This window comes from Acinetobacter sp. BY419, assembly GCF_019038395.1.
GTDB lineage: Bacteria > Pseudomonadota > Gammaproteobacteria > Pseudomonadales > Moraxellaceae > Acinetobacter.
In genome coordinates this window covers 51,981-69,574 of sequence record NZ_JAGFXZ010000012.1, presented here as the reverse complement: position 1 = coordinate 69,574, position 17,594 = coordinate 51,981, and the positions used below count along the sequence as shown (strand labels likewise).

Annotated in this window: 28 protein-coding genes and 1 tRNA gene; 16 read left to right on the top strand and 13 right to left on the bottom strand. The window is 39.6% G+C overall.

Annotated features, from left to right (window positions below):
* Positions 1–42 precede the first annotated feature (42 nt).
* From KUG37_RS06690 to KUG37_RS06680, 3 genes are read right to left on the bottom strand one after another with little or no spacing between them, the layout of a single operon-like run.
* Positions 43–684 carry a putative metallopeptidase gene (locus KUG37_RS06690; protein WP_216936229.1) on the bottom strand — a complete coding sequence of 214 codons (642 nt, stop codon included), beginning with the start codon at positions 682–684 and terminating at the stop codon, positions 43–45.
* Positions 644–1,081, bottom strand: a complete 438-nt coding sequence (locus KUG37_RS06685) for a hypothetical protein (protein WP_216936227.1) — start codon at positions 1,079–1,081, stop codon at positions 644–646. The genes KUG37_RS06690 and KUG37_RS06685 overlap by 41 nt, the downstream gene beginning before the upstream one ends.
* Before the next feature lie 56 nt (positions 1,082–1,137).
* Positions 1,138–1,434 (bottom strand): I78 family peptidase inhibitor, encoded by a 297-nt coding sequence (locus KUG37_RS06680; protein ID WP_367947476.1) that lies wholly within the window; start codon positions 1,432–1,434, stop codon positions 1,138–1,140.
* Between the two features lie 279 nt (positions 1,435–1,713).
* Here KUG37_RS06680 and KUG37_RS06675 point away from each other — a divergent pair, with 279 nt between their 5' ends.
* Positions 1,714–2,049 (top strand): hypothetical protein, encoded by a 336-nt coding sequence (locus KUG37_RS06675; protein ID WP_216936223.1) that lies wholly within the window; start codon positions 1,714–1,716, stop codon positions 2,047–2,049.
* Between the two features lie 1,075 nt (positions 2,050–3,124).
* Here the strand turns inward: KUG37_RS06675 and KUG37_RS06670 are convergent.
* The 9 genes from KUG37_RS06670 to KUG37_RS06630 all read right to left on the bottom strand — a co-directional run bounded on the left by KUG37_RS06670 (position 3,125) and on the right by KUG37_RS06630 (position 6,791).
* Positions 3,125–3,201: transfer RNA gene (locus KUG37_RS06670), tRNA-Met, on the bottom strand.
* Positions 3,202–3,295: 94 nt separating this feature from the next.
* Positions 3,296–3,583, bottom strand: a complete 288-nt coding sequence (locus KUG37_RS06665) for a hypothetical protein (protein WP_216936221.1) — start codon at positions 3,581–3,583, stop codon at positions 3,296–3,298.
* A gap of 144 nt (positions 3,584–3,727) precedes the next feature.
* On the bottom strand, positions 3,728–4,168 hold the full coding sequence (locus KUG37_RS06660; RefSeq protein WP_216936219.1) for a hypothetical protein: 441 nt from the start codon (positions 4,166–4,168) through the stop codon (positions 3,728–3,730).
* A complete protein-coding gene (locus KUG37_RS06655) occupies positions 4,165–4,575 on the bottom strand; it encodes a DUF559 domain-containing protein (protein ID WP_216936217.1) in 411 nt (136 codons plus the stop codon). Before KUG37_RS06655 ends, KUG37_RS06660 begins: the two co-directional genes overlap by 4 nt.
* Positions 4,572–4,832, bottom strand: a complete 261-nt coding sequence (locus KUG37_RS06650) for a hypothetical protein (protein ID WP_216936215.1) — start codon at positions 4,830–4,832, stop codon at positions 4,572–4,574. The genes KUG37_RS06655 and KUG37_RS06650 overlap by 4 nt, the downstream gene beginning before the upstream one ends.
* Positions 4,829–5,776 (bottom strand): helix-turn-helix domain-containing protein, encoded by a 948-nt coding sequence (locus tag KUG37_RS06645; protein WP_216936213.1) that lies wholly within the window; start codon positions 5,774–5,776, stop codon positions 4,829–4,831. The genes KUG37_RS06650 and KUG37_RS06645 overlap by 4 nt, the downstream gene beginning before the upstream one ends.
* 1 nt (position 5,777) lies before the next feature.
* Positions 5,778–5,975 (bottom strand): hypothetical protein, encoded by a 198-nt coding sequence (locus KUG37_RS06640; protein WP_216936211.1) that lies wholly within the window; start codon positions 5,973–5,975, stop codon positions 5,778–5,780.
* A gap of 48 nt (positions 5,976–6,023) precedes the next feature.
* Complete coding sequence (locus KUG37_RS06635; protein ID WP_216936208.1) at positions 6,024–6,503, bottom strand: phage regulatory CII family protein; 480 nt, start codon at positions 6,501–6,503, stop codon at positions 6,024–6,026.
* Positions 6,504–6,572: 69 nt separating this feature from the next.
* Positions 6,573–6,791, bottom strand: a complete 219-nt coding sequence (locus KUG37_RS06630; protein ID WP_216936207.1) for a helix-turn-helix domain-containing protein — start codon at positions 6,789–6,791, stop codon at positions 6,573–6,575.
* 135 nt (positions 6,792–6,926) lie between these two features.
* Here KUG37_RS06630 and KUG37_RS06625 point away from each other — a divergent pair, with 135 nt between their 5' ends.
* The 6 genes from KUG37_RS06625 to KUG37_RS06600 all read left to right on the top strand — a co-directional run bounded on the left by KUG37_RS06625 (position 6,927) and on the right by KUG37_RS06600 (position 11,921).
* Entirely contained in the window at positions 6,927–7,622 is a 696-nt protein-coding gene (locus KUG37_RS06625) for a helix-turn-helix transcriptional regulator (protein WP_216936205.1), read from the top strand.
* A 132-nt stretch (positions 7,623–7,754) separates the two neighbouring features.
* Entirely contained in the window at positions 7,755–8,927 is a 1,173-nt protein-coding gene (locus KUG37_RS06620; protein WP_216936203.1) for a type I restriction endonuclease, read from the top strand.
* A 79-nt stretch (positions 8,928–9,006) separates the two neighbouring features.
* Entirely contained in the window at positions 9,007–9,309 is a 303-nt protein-coding gene (locus KUG37_RS06615; RefSeq protein WP_216936201.1) for a hypothetical protein, read from the top strand.
* Between the two features lie 138 nt (positions 9,310–9,447).
* Positions 9,448–10,470 carry a hypothetical protein gene (locus tag KUG37_RS06610; RefSeq protein ID WP_216936199.1) on the top strand — a complete coding sequence of 341 codons (1,023 nt, stop codon included), beginning with the start codon at positions 9,448–9,450 and terminating at the stop codon, positions 10,468–10,470.
* Positions 10,471–10,692: 222 nt separating this feature from the next.
* Positions 10,693–11,640 (top strand): sensor domain-containing diguanylate cyclase, encoded by a 948-nt coding sequence (locus KUG37_RS06605; RefSeq protein ID WP_216936197.1) that lies wholly within the window; start codon positions 10,693–10,695, stop codon positions 11,638–11,640.
* A 47-nt stretch (positions 11,641–11,687) separates the two neighbouring features.
* Complete coding sequence (locus KUG37_RS06600; RefSeq protein ID WP_180011278.1) at positions 11,688–11,921, top strand: hypothetical protein; 234 nt, start codon at positions 11,688–11,690, stop codon at positions 11,919–11,921.
* Positions 11,922–11,944: 23 nt separating this feature from the next.
* Here KUG37_RS06600 and KUG37_RS06595 read toward each other — a convergent pair whose 3' ends face one another.
* The gene (locus KUG37_RS06595; RefSeq protein WP_216936195.1) at positions 11,945–12,241 is read right to left on the bottom strand and encodes a hypothetical protein; all 297 of its coding nucleotides are present in this window, start codon (positions 12,239–12,241) and stop codon (positions 11,945–11,947) included.
* 201 nt (positions 12,242–12,442) lie between these two features.
* Here KUG37_RS06595 and KUG37_RS06590 point away from each other — a divergent pair, with 201 nt between their 5' ends.
* The 9 genes from KUG37_RS06590 (at position 12,443) to KUG37_RS06550 (ending at position 17,587) form a co-directional block, all read left to right on the top strand.
* Positions 12,443–12,682: a hypothetical protein gene (locus KUG37_RS06590; protein ID WP_216936193.1), complete on the top strand. Its 240-nt coding sequence runs from the start codon at positions 12,443–12,445 to the stop codon at positions 12,680–12,682.
* The gene (locus KUG37_RS06585) at positions 12,679–13,215 is read left to right on the top strand and encodes a hypothetical protein (RefSeq protein WP_216936191.1); all 537 of its coding nucleotides are present in this window, start codon (positions 12,679–12,681) and stop codon (positions 13,213–13,215) included. The genes KUG37_RS06590 and KUG37_RS06585 overlap by 4 nt, the downstream gene beginning before the upstream one ends.
* 1 nt (position 13,216) lies before the next feature.
* Positions 13,217–14,338 carry an ATP-binding protein gene (locus KUG37_RS06580; protein ID WP_216936189.1) on the top strand — a complete coding sequence of 374 codons (1,122 nt, stop codon included), beginning with the start codon at positions 13,217–13,219 and terminating at the stop codon, positions 14,336–14,338.
* A complete protein-coding gene (locus KUG37_RS06575) occupies positions 14,335–15,456 on the top strand; it encodes a hypothetical protein (RefSeq protein WP_216936187.1) in 1,122 nt (373 codons plus the stop codon). The genes KUG37_RS06580 and KUG37_RS06575 overlap by 4 nt, the downstream gene beginning before the upstream one ends.
* A gap of 130 nt (positions 15,457–15,586) precedes the next feature.
* Positions 15,587–15,829, top strand: a complete 243-nt coding sequence (locus tag KUG37_RS06570) for a hypothetical protein (RefSeq protein WP_216936185.1) — start codon at positions 15,587–15,589, stop codon at positions 15,827–15,829.
* A complete protein-coding gene (locus tag KUG37_RS06565; RefSeq protein WP_216936183.1) occupies positions 15,829–16,116 on the top strand; it encodes a hypothetical protein in 288 nt (95 codons plus the stop codon). The genes KUG37_RS06570 and KUG37_RS06565 overlap by 1 nt, the downstream gene beginning before the upstream one ends.
* Entirely contained in the window at positions 16,113–16,625 is a 513-nt protein-coding gene (locus tag KUG37_RS06560; RefSeq protein WP_216936181.1) for a class I SAM-dependent methyltransferase, read from the top strand. Before KUG37_RS06565 ends, KUG37_RS06560 begins: the two co-directional genes overlap by 4 nt.
* A complete protein-coding gene (locus KUG37_RS06555) occupies positions 16,615–16,884 on the top strand; it encodes a hypothetical protein (protein ID WP_216936179.1) in 270 nt (89 codons plus the stop codon). Before KUG37_RS06560 ends, KUG37_RS06555 begins: the two co-directional genes overlap by 11 nt.
* Before the next feature lie 118 nt (positions 16,885–17,002).
* Positions 17,003–17,587, top strand: a complete 585-nt coding sequence (locus tag KUG37_RS06550; protein WP_216936177.1) for an aminodeoxychorismate/anthranilate synthase component II — start codon at positions 17,003–17,005, stop codon at positions 17,585–17,587.
* Positions 17,588–17,594 lie beyond the last annotated feature (7 nt).

The window sequence follows — 17,594 nt, the reverse complement described above, 5'->3', positions numbered from 1 at the left end:
TACGTATAGCAAGACAGGCAAAAAAAATGAGCCTTTTCAGCTCTAACCAATCACACAGTTCCCACAGCATGCCGCCATACTTGCCTCCGATACAAACGGCGCATTCTTGGCGATTTCCAAAAGCCGTTTAACAGATTCGTCTGCACCCCATCGTCTGGCCTCACCAAAGAACACTTCGACATCATGGCCAGCCAGGTAATGCTTAGGCAGTCCAGTCATATCGCTATAAATGATTTCGCCATCTTCATCCCGCTCAACACCGATGTGATACAGCTCATGCTCTATTAAACGGCAGAACTCACGATCTGAGGCTTGTTCACAGAATGTGGCATCTACAGTAATAAGGTATTGAGGTACAAAGCCAAACCAGTCTCGCATCTGTTGTTCCTGACGTGCTTTCTTCCAGCCACCCTGGTTAAACATGACCTTTTCACATTGACCCAGCACCATACGTTTTTTCGCTACGGCGGCAGATGAAGCCCAGGCGAATGCAAGAAACTCTTCATTGTCATGGAGTAGTTCAGCAATATGGTCATGATCTGGGTTATGTAGTTCACCACCTAAAGTTAGCCAGTTATTCACAACCCATTCTTTAAGCTCTGGTGCTGGTGCTAAGCGAATGGCTTCTTCTTCCTCGGCCTGATCAATCAGATCCGTCGGTGGGAATGGTCTGAATTGTTCCATGTGATGCCTTTAAATTTCTCAGCCACTTAGTAGCTCGGCCCATGTTGATATCATTAATTTCAAAACGCTGATATCGATAACCCATTTCTTCAGCGTGATCATAGCGATCTATGCTCCAAGCTTTGGTTGCCAGTTTACCTTTACGGCCACCCGACCAAGGACCGCCAGCGATTTCTATGAGGTATCGATATTCGATAAGGTGCAAATCAAAACGCCAGTGCTTTGTACTTTTAAAATGAAAGTATTCTTCATATTTGATTTCCATCCGAACAAGGATTTCTTTCAATCGATCGAAGACTTCTAGGTATTTCTCACCAGCTTTAGGTAGTGGTCTGGTGCGTGGTTTCTTTTTAATTGGAGCTTTGGCGGTTAAGCATTTATAGAGGTCTATATCCATTAACATCACCTAATAAAAAACCATCCGAAGATGGTTTTATACTTAGTCTTGAGCCATTAGCCACAAGATGCCTGAACGATAATTTTAGTTTGTGGGTCAGTTACTACTGTGACTCTTTCTAAACGGTAATCTAAAGTTACCGGTTGACCAGGCGCTACCATGCGTACAATTTCAGCCTTAGTCTTGGCTTTAATAGTTGCTTCAGATAAGCCAGTTTGCCCAACAAGTTTTGTTGCTTCCTCTGCTACACAGCTAGTCATCGTATTTGGTTGATGAGAAGGCATCTGTTCAGGATTATTTGCACACGCCGTCAATGTAACTGCAGCTATAAGTAAAGATAAATTCTGGATAATTTTCATAAGCTTCTGTCTTTATCATATAAAAGCAGGATCATACCTAAGACGGCGTATATGAGCCTAGCCATATCAACAATGTTAATACACTAATTATTACTATACTTATATCTTTTAATTCGGCTATTTAACTTCCTTCAAACATTCCGACATTCTTTCTTATAGAATGACAATGAATGACACATGAGTTGTACCAGCGTAAAAGTGGCATTCTGATTTGGATTATTAAGCTTTCATAATGATATAAAGCATTTTTAGTATTTATAGGGGGAAGTGACTATGACTTTCATTAAAAACATTTTTTTAGGTGTGGCAAGTATAATACTGCTAGTGGCTTGCTCACCTGGAAACAAAGATCGGGGAACGATCACCGTCCACAACAAAACTGAAACCCCTGTTTATAATGTCAACTTCAAATACACAACTTCAAAAAGAGTCGATGCCATTGGTGATTTAACGCCAAATGCTTCATATCAGTATGAAATACAGTATTCAGATACGGAAGACTCAATAACTATTAATTATACGGACAAGGATAAGAAAAATTATTCTGAGTCGGTAGTAGCATATTCTGCAAAATATGATAAAGAGAATATTATATTTAATATTGAGTAAATTTTATAAAATTATATATTATCAATCAATATCTTACATTTATCACTCAACATTAAGGGTTGAAGGTAAAGTATAGCTATGAGGATTATCGCATCATTCCGTCTTGCTTCTAGGATGTCCATATTCACCACCAATAAGAAAAGAATAACCCCTCAACATTTCTGCGAGGGGCTTTGTTTGCCAAGTATGTTTGGCGAATTTTCGGTCAAAAAAAAGCCTGTTTCTTGGGGAAGACGCAGGCTTATAAGTACATCTATTTTTCTATATCTGTTGATTTATATTATTCATTATACATTAAATATTATTGAGAATCATTTGCAATAAATTCCAGATTAATTATCCAAAAAAAAACCTCCTTTGGTGAAAGGAGGCAGAAATTGGAAAGAAACTACAGCGATAGAATCTTTGGAACCATTCTAGCTGAGATTATTTTTTATACAATAGTGAAATATTGTTTTATTTATGCAATAAAAAGCCCACATCATGAGAGACAATGTGGGCTCCCCCTATCATTTGCGCTGATTTGGGTAAATGTGTCACCAAAGTTGACAACGTCAAAAGGATAGCTGGATTCTTAAGTCATTACCAGTTCATTACCTTTATACATTTATTTATAAAGTATTTTTAAGAATATACCTATTAAAAAGCCCTCTCCGCGGAGCTAGACGCTACTCACAATCACACACACCTAACATGCACGGTCTGCTTGACTTGCTTTCAATCCTTTTTAGGCCGGGACGCTACTCCCTGGTCTAGATTCCCGAAGGAAGTTTACTCGATGGCATGTTCCACTGGTCAGCACTCCAGTAGGTATAGGCCGCCTTTTTACGGGCAATAAAAAAGCCCACCTTTCGATGAGCTTTTGCACTTCGTCTCTAACAGTATTATAGAAAAATTTCCTGAAAAGTCTGGCGTAGGTTATCTATATCTTTCTTAATCAAACGAGAACTATAGACAAGAACAATGGATGAATATCTGAGGTCATAAAAATCTCTTTTGTATTTTAGTCGTTTAAAAAAACAATAAAAAAACCCAGCCTGGGTAGACTGGGTTATAAACTTTGAATCTTTTTCGTTGGTAGCGGGAGCTGGATTTGAACCAACGACCTTCGGGTTATGAGCCCGACGAGCTACCAGACTGCTCCATCCCGCATCAACGAGTAAGCTTTATACGTCATAAGCAGCATCAAAGCAAACTTTATTAGAAATAAAATAATTTACAGAAAAAATTAAATTAATTAAGCACCTTAACCCATCATCGGCTCAGTCTTAAACAATAGATGAGAAGCCTGATAAAGCTTCAATCTTCTTCTCTCATCTTCTAAAAAAGCCGTTGGCTCTTCTAACCATGTTGATGCTCGAGAATCAAAATCTGAATTACGTAACCTCCAATCAGAAATTGAGCCATATATAAAAGTATTATCGGCAAATACCAATTTTGCTTTATTAGAAACGTTACTTACAAGTACTTTGTGGGTTGGTAATGAGCCAAATATACTTATTTGAGTGTATCGGTATTTATAAAAATCTGACATAAAACAAATTACTAAATTAGTAACCCACTATACCATCTACAATATTAAAAAAGCTCGCCATTTGGCGAGCTTCTTAACTGTGCAACTTACATACTTCGTGCACTATAAACGAAATATGCCATATCGTGGCATGCCAGTCAAATACTATTCGATTCTTAATCGCTTATCATGTCCAGCCAAGTAAAACTTACCCGCATAGATCATATTTCGCAGAACATTTCGACCCAATTTAAACTCATCTTCCATTCTGCGGTCAGATAGTCCACGTACATTACGCTCTACAAATAATTGAACCGCACGCTTACCTGACTCACAAACCGAACTCGACTTATTAAAATCAACAATCAACTTCCGCACCTGTTCAGCTTCAAAATCATTAATTTGACAAATGACTTGATCCTTACGTGGTGCAATCCCTTTGTTATTTTCACAGATCAGCCAGTAGATCTGATTGACTCTTAGGGAATCTGGTTCATTACCTGACTTCATACGTGATATCTGGATGTATGCCCCATACTGCTTAAGCCACTCTTCAACAGTAAATTTCGCCCAATCCATTACTTCTGCTTTCACCGCTGCATTCATCCCAAATCCCCTACCATCTTCTCTATCTGCTGGATCGCGTGACCTGACTTCACTTGATCCGTACTAAACCGTATTACCTGAAAACCCATTATTGTTGCTGCGTTATACTTTTCCATGTCCCCAAGGTAGCCTTTACCCCTTGTGTGCCTTCCTCCATTCCAGATCCCGCCTTCCACCTCAACCAATATCTTTTTACCCACCAAGTGAAAATCAGCTCTCCACTTCCGTGCCTGGTGAAACTCGAATTCTTGTTGGAACTCAATTTTCAAAGCTTTAAGTTCTTTGGCCAGCTTCGCTTCAAACTCATTCGATACCTTTTCACTTTTAACCTTAGGGCGTTTCGAGCGCCCTTTCGGTCTGATAGCTTTTACCATTTTCTTGTATTCAGCGATTGAATAAGCTTTCAATGCTCAATTCCTTTTGCTAAATCCAAGAAGAGTAATTTTGCTGTTGCCGTCAAAGTGAATCCTTGTGGTGTCTCCCCATCTTTGGCCACTAATCCCCAAGTCACCAGTCCATTCAAATAGCGCTGCAAGCTTCGGATAGAAATTCCCATATTGGGTTCAATCGCTTTATGGATCTGTTTTACAGATACACGCCCTTTGGTGGATGACAGAATCTTGAAGATCATCAGGTGCATGTAGGTTCGATCTGCTTCAATCAAGCTGCGTCTCCTCTTAGTAAACCGTTAAATCCAACCTGTTTCAGGTAGCTTTCCCATTTCTTGGCCTGTTCAGGTTTCTCGAGTTTCACTGCAATACGAGCAGCAAGTTTTTCATAGGACTCACCAGGTTCTGCATACTTGCCTGCGAACTCCGGATGGTTTGCAAGTTTCTGAGCAAAGGTTTGAATCTGTTTTTCAGTCAGGTATTTTGGTTCTGCAGAAGATTTTGCATTTGTGTCTACACCAGTTTTTGAATACTTGGTTCGGTAGGCATTGATCAACCAGTCTGCAAAATGAAAATTCATGAGTTCATCACAAAGAATTTTTTCAGCGTTGTAGATTTCGAACGCACGTTTCTCACGTTCAGCCCAGGTTGAATTCATGAGCATCTCAAAATCCAAATCGGGATCTGCCAAAAATATTTCCTCACGAAGTTTTTTAAAGCAAAGCCACCCTTTTTTATTTTTAGATTCTAATGGGAGATTCATTGGGAGATTCTGTGTCCCGTTAACGGCACTATTCAAAGTCCCGTTATTGGCACTATTCAAAGTCCCGTTAACGGAATCATTCCGTTTTTGGTACTGTTCCGTTTCCGGTACTATTTCAGACAAATTTTTATCCTGTAATAGTTCCGTTTTTGGCACTCTTTCCCGACCATTCACTCCAATCAGTCGATAGACCTTTACGCGCTTTGTAGAACCTTTGCGCTCACCTGTATCTGCAATTAACTCGTCTTCCAATAGTTCAGCAATGATCTTCAGTACGGTTTTACGTTCAAGGCCTGTATCTTTTTCCAGACGTTGCATACTCGGGTAGCAGCAATGATCTTCACCAGCACGATCAGCTAATGAAAGCAGAATGAGGCGTTTCAGTGGTATACGACAACCACCTTTCTTTTCGCTCAGTTCCACTCTCCAAGCCCAGTTTGAAGCATCTAAGCTCATATCATTCCCCGTCCCTATTTTCGCCGGCTTCAGCCATCACTCTGCTCGAACCAACTGGTTTGACGTATGCAGCATCAGGAGCCAAGCCCAGTTCAAATTCATGTGCTTCAACTTCCTCAAGCAAGCATCGATTTACTTGATCTGTTGTAGTCGCTTCACATTTGAAAGAACCTTGATGTTGTGCTAAATTTGATCTCATATTCATTGGTTCCATGATTAATGAATCGAACAAGCCTGACCTCGACCGTCAGGCTTTTTCATTTTGTGTGAATTTATGCATTTGTTTGCTTAAAGCCATATCTGCTGCTTTAGCGTTTTCAATAATGCGGTTAAGAATTTCACTCGCTTCTGCATACTCTTGCGGTGTTACCATTCCATCTTCTAAAACTTCATAAACCTTTTGATTTGCTTTCCCTGTTTCAGAGTTCATTTGAAGTAATGCTTCCACAATAGTCATCTGACGATGTGAACCTTCTCCACCTGATGGCATAAGAACAAAACCAAGCATATGCGCCCAAACTTTCAGAACCACGGGGTTTTGGGTCAAAAGCATGATCGCCTCAAACTTCTTGAGACTTGGATCATGGTTTTCCATATTTGGATTGCCATAGTTGCAAATCGTCTTGTGCGCATCACCAGTGACTTGTGCAATGTCCTTTGGATCAAATCCTTCAGATTGATTAATCATCTGGTGAATCGCTATTCTTGTTTCTTTCTTTAGAATCATGTGAATCCCTGTTTTTGTTCACGTTTATTTTGTTTTATCAATGAGTGATAATTGGCTTATGGATCTGGTTCAGGTATATAGTTTTTCGATTTCTTTAAGCGAAGAACATAAATCAGAAGCTTTAAATTTTCCGCCTGTGACTTTTTGAGCACGAGCAGCAACTTTTTCAGACATCTGCCATTTACCGTTGACATAACCACTAATGGTGCATTGATTTATCTGTAGGGCATTTGCGGCAGCTTTTTGGCTTCCAAAATGCTCAACTAAGGCTTGATATTGGATTTGCATCCTCATCCTCTCATCAAAATATAAGTATCCTTATTAATATATTAGTTTTCTAATATTAATTCAATAAGCATTCTAATTTGATTTAATATTAGTGCACTAATAAGCTAAACACATTCATCACCAAGGTGCGTCGTAATGCTTAAGGACAGACTAAAAGAGGCTCGTAAGAAAGCTAATAAATCTCAAAAAGATGTTGTTGAAGCAATTGGAATAACTCAGTCCGCTTTAAGTCAGCTCGAAACAGGAAGAGTCGATTCCTCTTCTCATTTACCCGCAATTGCAAATTTTTTAGGCGTGGATGCTTACTGGCTGCAAACAGGTGAACACCCCACATCCATCAAGGATCAGGAATTTCAGAGGGTATCTGCATGGGATGAGAAAACACCTCTTGAAGATGATGAGGTGGAGATCCCTTTCTTTGAGGACTTTAGTTTTGCATGTGGATCTGGATCAATAAATGAGCACATCGCTAATGAAAAGCGTAAGTTACGTATTCCAAAAACGACATTAAGAAATCTGTCAATTAGCAAGGACAATGCTGTAGCAGCAACTGCGACTGGTGATTCAATGTCCCCAACAATTCAGGATGGAGACACTATTCACATAGATATAGGCCGTAAAGAAATTAAAGATGGTCGAATATTTGTAATTTGTATTGGTGGTCTTCATTACGCTAAGCGTTTGTATAACCTTCCTTTTGGAGGTGTCAGAATAGTATCTGATAACTCTGTGGAATTTCCTGAAATAGTATTAAGTGCTGAAGAGAAATTGTCACAAGACTTCCAGGTAATCGGTTGGATATGGCAAATCACAAGAATAGAAAAATGGTAGTCAAAATTTTCAATCTTAGAACCACTATAGATAACTAAGAATTAATTAGTAACGTCATTAATGTATGCAGAAAGATTTAACTAAAAGCTACTTGCCATTCAAGGCAAAGCTAATATTCCAGAGGGGAAAAACATGGATAATTTCGTACAAAAATTAAAAAATCATATCGAGCATGTAAAAAAAGTGGGTGTCCATTGCTCAACGGAAGAGACCACGAAGCAAGCGCTAATATTACCTTTATTGGATATTTTGGGTTTTAATCCATATGATCCCACAAAGGTTCTTGCAGAGTTTGCAGCTGATTTTCCGGGAGTTAAGGCAACTGAACGCGTAGATTACGCATTATATTGCAATAGTCAGCCTGTAATGTTTATTGAAGCTAAGCCTTATGTTGCAGATCTAACCAATCATGCACCACAACTATCAAGATATTTTAACAGCAGCCTAGGTGTAACTATTGGTGCTATTACAAATGGTCGTGAGTGGAGATTTTTTACAGATCTAATAAACACCAATGTTATGGATGAAAAACCATTTTTAACAATTGATTTCACAAAAGCCGATCCTGAAGATCTAACACAGTTAGCCGAATTCAAACATGATAATTTTCATGCGGAAAAATTAAGATTTTTTGCTGAAGAAAATCAATATATCCAACAATTTAAGTCTGTGATCAAGAGAAGTATCAATGAAGTTGATATTGATTTTGTTCGGTATGTTGCACAGCAGGCAAACATTCAACGCCAGCTTAACACTAAATTCCTTGAATCAATTCAACCTTTTGTTCAGCAAGCTGTACAGCAGGCTATCAGTGATACCGTTGTCAAAGGCTTATCATCTCCAACAATCATTACTGCTCAACCAGTGGAACAGAAACCAGTTGAGAACCAATCTAAGATTGTTTTGGAAGCTCCTGAGCCCGACTTTATTGTGCATCCTGACAATGAGAAAATCATTACTACAAAGGATGAGCAAGATTTACTGCGTATCGTAACTGAGCTCTTCCCAGATATTGAAATTGAGGGGCGTGATACAGAAAGCTATTACTCTGTTTTATACCAAAATAAAACCAACAGATGGTTGTTTAGATATGATGTGAATCGTAAACGACCAACTATTCAATTTAATGTCTCTGTTGACGAAACGCGCAAAGCCGAACTTGAGCGCGCTGGCTTGGAGATCCAAAACAACGGGCAAATCTTTATAGAAAAGCCGGAACATATTTATAGAATGGTAGGCATTCTTAGAGATAGCCTTGAATATTGCATGAATGATGAAAACTTTAAGCGCGCTTCTAGCCAATAAACTCTGAAAAAAGCCGCTATATGCGGCTTTTAATAAAGAAGCACCCCATAAACAAAAAACTCTTGAAGAGGAAAGCGCAATGATCGCAACACTTAATAAATCCAAAACTGCGCTAATGATTAATCGTCAAGAGTTTAAGTTGGCATTAAGTAAAATCGGTGAAGGGGTTGATAAGCAAATAGCTTCGCTTAAGAAAGCCAAACAAAGCTATGACGCTGCTGAAATAGCACGTGAGGTCATTAGTGAAGCAAATATCTTTGAAGCTATTATTGAAGGCTTTAACGAAGCAGAAGAGACGAATCTAAAGCTGACCGACATAACCAATCTTGAGGTGGCACAAGGATGGGTAGATGAGTTTTTGGAAAAGTATTCTGCGCTCTAACACCCAATCAATTTTTGTTGGCTAGTTGAATAAAAAAAGCCGCTATATGTGGCTTGGGTTTTATATAGATGTCTAGAATACGATCCAGATATTTTATTGGTTTTTTAGCTTTATTAATTATAAATTAAGGGGATACATATGGTTGAGGTTGTTCATGAGCCACATATTATCAATAATTTAAACGATGCTTTGGAATTACTAAAGCAAGCGCTCAATGACGAATTGGATCATTTTGATCTGCAAATTTTGGATTTAAATAAATTCTCTATGCATCTTACTGGTGATAAATTTCACCAGACAATAACCCCTTCAGTAATGAAAGGATTTATTGACTTACAAAATGCTATCTATCGATCCTATGCTCAAATCAAGTACAATGATGCCTCGATACTAAAACTTTCTAAACACGAAAAAGACGTATTAGAACTCGAAGTTAAAGTTGTTGATGGATCTGCTGGTTTTGAACTCAATATCCAGGAGTTATTTGAAAAACTTTTAGGGTTATTAGTTGGTAAAATGACAAGTAAACATATTTTTATCCTTGTTTTATCTACTATTCTTTTATACGGTGGATACGAAGTTCATAATAATTACCTTGAAAACCAGAAAGAAATTAGACTTGCTGAAATTGCACTAGAAAAAGATGTTAGCGAAAAACAAGAAAGACTTGCGACAGTTGCTCTTCTTTCAGACGGATCAGCTAATGAAACTAATGAAGTTCTAGCGCGAGCTGCTCAAGTTGCTCCTCAAGTTAAAACAATAAAAGAAGAAGCTAAAAATGCTAGTCACTCGTTAATTAAAAGTGCTCAAGCTGCTGAAAGTATAGATTTTGATGATGGTAAAATTCGTCTTTCAGGTGAAGCAGCCAAAGAATTAACGAAAACATCACCTAATAAATGGACAGATGTTCGTATTGATGGAATCTATCATGTAGTTAATGTTGACTCTTCACATTCAGCTAAAAGAAAAATCCGCATAAGAAATATTGAAACACAACAAGAAATCTTAGCAATCCTAGAAAATGACACTTTAGATCAAAAAAATCTAAATTTAATACAGGAAGCCGAGTGGGGATATAATCCTGTGTATTTGAAAGTTCGAGCCAAAGAACTAAATACTATGTATAAAGAGGCACAAATTATAGAAGCCAAAGAATTATAAGATTAAGATCCAAAGCCCACTCCAGCAGTGGGTTTTCTTTTTATTATATGAAGTAATATTCCTATTTATTAGCCAATGGAATTTCTAGAAACTTTAGGTAAAGTGAATTAAATTTTTTGAATAATTAGTGAGCTAATCAGTTTAAAATAACGATATACGGCGCTGTAGCCTAAAAATTATGTTTTGTCATATCTCTCTTGGTACAAATAACGGACTAACTTAATGAATAATATTAATTTTAAGAATTTCGAAGAAGCTGGCCAAGCTATATTAAAATTCTTATCTCAACGATTTGGATTTAAGTTATGGATGATTACCCGTACTGAAGGTGATGACTGGATCGTGTTACTAAGTGAAGATAATGGCTATAACGTTAAGCCAGGACAAGTATTTCGATGGGCAGATTCGTTCTGCTCACACATGGTACAAAATAATGCGCCCCGCATTGCCCCCTCTTCACCTGATATTCAAGTTTACGTAGACGCACCTATAAATCACCTAGTACCAATTAAAGCCTATATCGGCCAACCTCTGTATAAAGAAGATGGGTCCCTTTTTGGCACTCTCTGTGCAATTGATCCTGAACCTCAATCTAAAACTCTGGTCGAGGAAGCTCCATTATTTGAGCTGCTAGCACAAGTGCTTAGCTATAATATTCAAGCTGAATTAAAAGCCGCTGAGTACATACGTAAAGCTGAACGGTTTGAAATGGAGGCATTGTCCGATCCCATGACTGGCCTTTTTAACCGTCGTGCTTGGGACCAGTTCATTGAATTAGAAGAAAAGCGCTGTAAGCGATATGGTCACCCTGTTGCTATTCTTATGATTGATCTTAATGACCTCAAGATCACCAATGACACTTTGGGGCATGCTGCAGGTGATGAACTCATTCAAAGAATGGCTTTAACCCTCAAAAACACTGTCCGGAGCAATGATATTACCGCTCGTTTAGGTGGTGATGAGTTTGCTGTACTTAGTATTGAAACCAACCGAGTAAATGCGGATAAACTTGCAACCAGAATACAAACTGCTATTGCAAAAGCTGGCATTAGTGCTGCAATTGGTCTTGCAATGCGAAATCCAGCATACGGTCTATCAGCAGCTATCATAGAGGCAGATGAAAAAATGTATCAGGATAAAGCCCTAAGCAAATCACCTGAGACTAATTAATAAAAAACGCGAACCCGACGCGGCTCTTGGATCGGGTGGAGAAAAGAATGAAAGCCTTGCTTATAATTAATGGTCTCAATATCTCTGATGAGGAAATTAAAAGTTTCAACAGGAGAGAAATTTCTGGTTTTGAGCGCATTAGCTTAAATTCATTTATTTTTAATTTAAGTGAATCTTCCAATTTATTGGCAGATATTCAGAATTATTTACAATCACGTGGTAATAAGTACAGCATCTTATACTTTGAAAAAGATCCGACTATTTTCACCTACCTTAAATAAGTTAAATATCAATCACACTTAATTCATTGCTTAACCAAAAAAACATAAAGTTGATTTGCGGTATTTATTATAACTTCAGCATCTGTAAGACCTTGATGCATTAAACGATCAACCATATCTTTGCGCCAGTTTGATAAAGCCCTTTCATCCGGTGTGGCTTTATCAAACAATCCGCTTTCTCCGATGAAATTTAATAGCTTATCAGTAGCACTAATCAGCACTTCTGCATCTGTGACACCGTTAAAGATTAAGCGATTAACCATATGAGAACGTGGATCATGAAGCAGACTTTCTATTTTTAAGTGATTTGACTTGTCCATAACAAACTCCAAATAACCCACCCTGTGTGGGTTTTCTTTTGTCTATTAAAACATGAAATAAAAATAAAATAAGAAAATATTAGCAAACTTATTGACTGATAATATTAGTATGCTAATATTATTTCACAAATAAAGAAAAGCCCCAGCGTTGCTGTAACAACCTGGAGCGTGACCCACATACTACCTGTGAGTGAAATCATTATGAACAAAAACCCAATTCAAAGCAACTTGCCGGAATTCAAGCCATCAAGCATGACTTCTGAAAAGCTGTATCAGCATCCAGTGCCTACTCCTAAACCACATTGGTTGAGTAACTTCTCTGCCTTGTTGCTCCTTATATCTATCTTCATTGGTCTTGCTGCGATGTTTACCTATGCAGCCGATCAGGAAGCTGCTTATCAGGCGGAAGCGATTGCTAAGGCTGTTGGGGGTGCGAAATGATTTTAAATTCTGCTGATCAAATTTTTGATGCCCTTTTGAATGGCCAATTAGTCTACTGGTGTGAATGTGGCTCTGATGACTGGTCTCCGCTTAATGATCGAGCTCAAATTAGCTTTGTTGACCTCTACACCGGCTTCCTGCAATTCAAAGCAGATGAGCTACCTGTTATTCCAATGCTGGTAGAGTTTGGCTCAACTCATCGCTATTTCTCTGAATACATCAAGACCTTTGAAGGGCTTGAAATCTATCGAGTGGGTAAAACCCGGGCAAGTTATTTTGCCCTACGTGTCAAAAGCTCTGGGACTATTGCTGACTATTTCTGCAACACAATCATCTACTCCATCCAGCCTAATGGCTCATTGAGGAAGATGGATAAAGCAGTTACTCCAAAATGGATTTTAGATGGGCTAGAAAATGCACGTGTTGCTATGCGTAAAAACAAGCGTCATCAAGTTTTGGAAAGTACCGGCTTCTTTGCATCCGAAGACTATAAGAACTTTAAGCGTAATAACCGTCAGCCAGGAGTACGTTGAGATGGCGATTAATATTATTCCAGCGGATCAGCCGCTACTTGTCCAAGCCATCATCGTGTATCTGTATGCAGATCCAGGCTTGGGTAAAACATCGATTGGTTTCACCGGCGAAAAAGCTATTTCTTTCGACTTTGACAAGGGTTCTCATCGTACTGGTGAATTGCGTCGCGGTGCTGTAGTTCAGGTCAATCAATGGGCCGATGTCGCTAATCTGACCATGCAGGATCTGGAACCATTCAAGACGATTGTGATTGATACCGTTGGTGCAATGCTTGAAAGCATCAAAACTCATTTAATGCTGAATGCGACCAATAAACAGAAAGATGGCTCTTTGAAATTGAAAGCACAGGGCTTGGCCAACAACATTTTTAAGCAATATGTAAATACGCTGATTGCTTCAGGCAAAGACGTGGTTTTCATTGCTCATGCTTCAGAAGATCAGAATGGTGACCAGGTAATTTACCGACCAGATCTGGGGGGTAAGAACCGTAATGAGCTATATCGCATTGCAGATGTAATGGGTTACCTGACTACTGTACAAACAGGCGAAGGTAAACATGAGCGGGTTATCAGCTTTAGACCATGCCCTACTCACCATGCCAAAAATGCAGGTGGCCTAGGTGGTGAAACTGGTGAGGTATGGGTACCTGATTTAAAAGCCAATCCGTCTTTCCTGGCTGATCTGATTAAGCAGGCTAAGGATCACATCAACACCATGACACCTGAACAATTGGCAACAATGAAAGCTCAGGAAGATTTAGAGAACTGGATTCAAAGCTGTGCCGAAGCTCAGTATGCCAGCGATTTAAATCAGCTCACCGAATCTATTGATGATAAGCACCAGTATTACAAAAATATGCGTGTTGAACTGGTTCGTAAAGCAATGGAACTTAAATGCAAGTTCGACAAACAACGTAATGCCTGGGTAGATCCGGAGGAGTTCTTTGGTATCGATGACCAGCAATTGGCCGAGCTTCAAGCCTTTATCGATGAGCGCGGTCTGGATGCGAAAACCATATGTGAACACCTTGGTATTGATGCACTGAATCAAATTGAAGCCAGCAAACTGGTAGCGGTTAAACAAGAAATCGAACTAATAGCAAAAGAAATGGTGAACGCATGAAAATTTTAAATAGCAAAGAAGCTTTTGAAGCAATGATGGCTGGCCGAAATATCATGTGCCGCGCTGCTGGTAAGTTAATGGATTTTGATGACCTGTCTCAATTCCCTGCTACGATTTTCGCTATGCCAGGCTATGAGTTCTGCATCAAGGTTGAAACAATGGAGCTGGCTGGTATTACCTTCACCAAGCCTTTAACTCTTAATGATGTTGTGGAGGATCAGGAGATTTTCCTAGTTTTCCCTCATTGTGTGGTACACACTCAATTCACTTCACTTTCTGGAAAGTATGTTGAATGTGTAAAAAATGGTTTTGCCCAGATGGATCAGGAGAATGCTGAATTACAGCTACAAGCAATTGGTAAACTTCTTGGACGAACTATTGCTTACCCTTTGACGTTAGAAAGTCATTACAAGCCTGAAAAGAAACGTCGTAGTCGAAAAGCCAAGGAAGATACTGAGCAGCCCGGCATTCCAGCTGGTCTAGGTGATGCTGTACCAGGTATTGAAAAACAGCCTGAGCCAGAGGTGGTTCCGCCTGTTAAAGTTGTACCAGAAGCATCGTCTGCACCTACTGAAGTTTCACTAGAAAAAACCGAAGAAGATTCAGTTGAAACTGATCCGGTAAAGCTTGTTGAGAAGTTCACTGCCCAGATTGATCAATTTACCACGACCCAAGATGTGCTTTCATTCCGTCACGTATTTTTGGCCAATGGGTACTTAGATCAAAAAGATCAACAGCACCTATGCAAATTGACTGAAGACAAGCTTCTTGAGCTGGATCCTGAACAGTACGCACCTAAGGCTGAACCCGAACTATCTCCAGATGAAGTCACTGAAGTTGCGCAACCAAGTTTCATTGATCAAATTGAAAATGCCGCACGCAAACAAGCATCAGTAGAAAGTGTTGAACATGGTAGTGCCCCTATCGATCTGTTCTACAAAAAGAAGAAGCAGGTTCTGATCAACCGCATCTATGACATGGATTCAGTTGAAACTTTAGAGCGACTAGCACCAGCGATACCTGCAGCTAAATTACTTCCAGCTGATCACCAAGAGTTGCTTAGCATTTATGCACAGCGCAAAGATGCTTTGGCTGCTGAAACTGGGGAGACTTCATGAGTTATTCCTACTCTTCAATGACCCGCGTGCTGCTCGTGCAGTACAAGGGTCGGGTTAGAACTTACCGCAATATTAACCTGTTCGGTATTGATGATTGCCTACGAAATTTTTCGGATACCTGGGGGTACAGATGATCTTCAGAATCAAACAGAAGCATGAGGCCGGATTCAAGCTTTGGCTGGAAAAGCTAGGTTATACAAAGAAAGACCTTGCCGATGGCAGTTCAACATTTACTGGTAAAGGCACACGTAAGACGTTGAGCTATGTGCTTTTAAAAAGTGATTTAACAGGTAATGCAGCATGTCAGGCGCTATTTGGTGAATATGAAGAGCATCTTGATAACCCTGATTATCTAGATGTGAAGGTGGCGTGATGACTGAAATTCAACTAACCAACGTCCAAGTCGCCAACTACATCATTGATGAGCTGCACAAGGACAAGCCTTTTAATTTGGTGCTAGAACAGCAACAAGCTGATGTTTTCTTTTTAGCAGTAGAGGGATATCAGGGTGATTTAGGACTATCCATTTCTCATAAATCCGGCATAACAGGCGTTCAAGTTGATGATGGAAATGCTGACGCTATTTACCACATGCTTTCCAGCTATATAGCAAAGCATGACCGATTTGGGGTGATGCAGAGTCTGGGAGAAGTGTCGTGAATGCAAAAATTCTAGATCCATGCTGCGGATCACGCATGATGCACTTTGATCGTCAGAACCCGAATGTAGTTTACTGTGATATCCGCACTGCAAGCCATATCTTGTGTGATGGTCGCAGTCTTGAAGTAGCGCCAGATATTGAAATGGATTTCCGCGACATGCCGTTTGATGATGAACAGTTTAATTTAGTCGTGTTTGATCCGCCGCACTTGGTTCGTGCAGGAAAGCAGAGCTGGTTGGCTCTTAAGTATGGAAAGCTGAACGATGACTGGCGTGAAGATATTCGAAAAGGTTTTGAGGAATGTTTTCGCGTGTTGGCCACCGATGGAGTTTTAATTTTTAAAAGGAATGAAGCCCAGATTAAAGTTAGTGAAATTTTGGAACTGACAAATCACAAGCCTGTCTTTGGGCACATTAGCGGAAAACGGGCAAATACGCACTGGATTACTTTTATGAAGATGCCAGAAATAGAAGCAGGTAAAAGATTGGAGGTGGAACGTGATAGCTGAATCTGAGCACAATCTACTCCAGGCTATTTTTGATGAGATGCAGGAGCTTAAAAGAGCAATGGCAAATCAAGATGAGCGCCGAGTGAGTATTAAGGAATTTGCGAAGCGGATGAACATGAGTGAGCCGACTCTATATGACCGGATCAAAAAAGGAGAAATTGAGCAACCTAGCAAAGATGGCCCTCGAAGTTACTACCTCAATAGTTATGTGAACGAAGTTGTCACAAGGCATTCAAAAACTGGTAAAGTAGCCGCTTGATTGAGCGGCTTTTTAATGCCTGTAAAATCAGTCACTTTCTATAAAGTGAGTAACATAGTGAGTAACGATTAGAAACAAAGATACTCATTTTCATAATTTTCAAGAGGTTACGTGCGATATGCTTCTCATGATCGACAACTATGACTCCTTTACTTACAACATCGTCCAATATTTTGGCGAACTGAATCAAGAAGTAAAAGTAGTCCGTAATGATGCCGTAACATTGGAAGATATCGAGCGATGGCAACCCAAGTATCTCGTGATTGGTCCTGGCCCGTGCTCGCCAAGTGAAGCAGGAATTTCGATTCCTGCGATTCAGCATTTTGCTGGTAAAATTCCGTTACTAGGCGTTTGTCTCGGTCATCAGAGTATTGGTCAGGCATTTGGCGGTAACATCATACGTGCCAAACGTGTAATGCATGGCCGATTGTCCGATATGTACCATAGCAATACCGGGATTTTCAGCAACCTTCCGTCTCCATTTCCTGCAACGCGCTATCATTCCCTGGTGATTGATCAAGCTACCTTGCCTGAATGCCTGGAAGTGACCTGCTGGACCAATGAAGCTGACGGCTCTATGGAAGAGATTATGGGTGTGAAACATAAGACATTGCCGGTCGAAGGCGTGCAGTTCCATCCTGAATCGATTCTGAGCCAGCATGGTCATCAAATCTTTAAAAACTTTCTCGAAATTTATGCCTAAGAACACC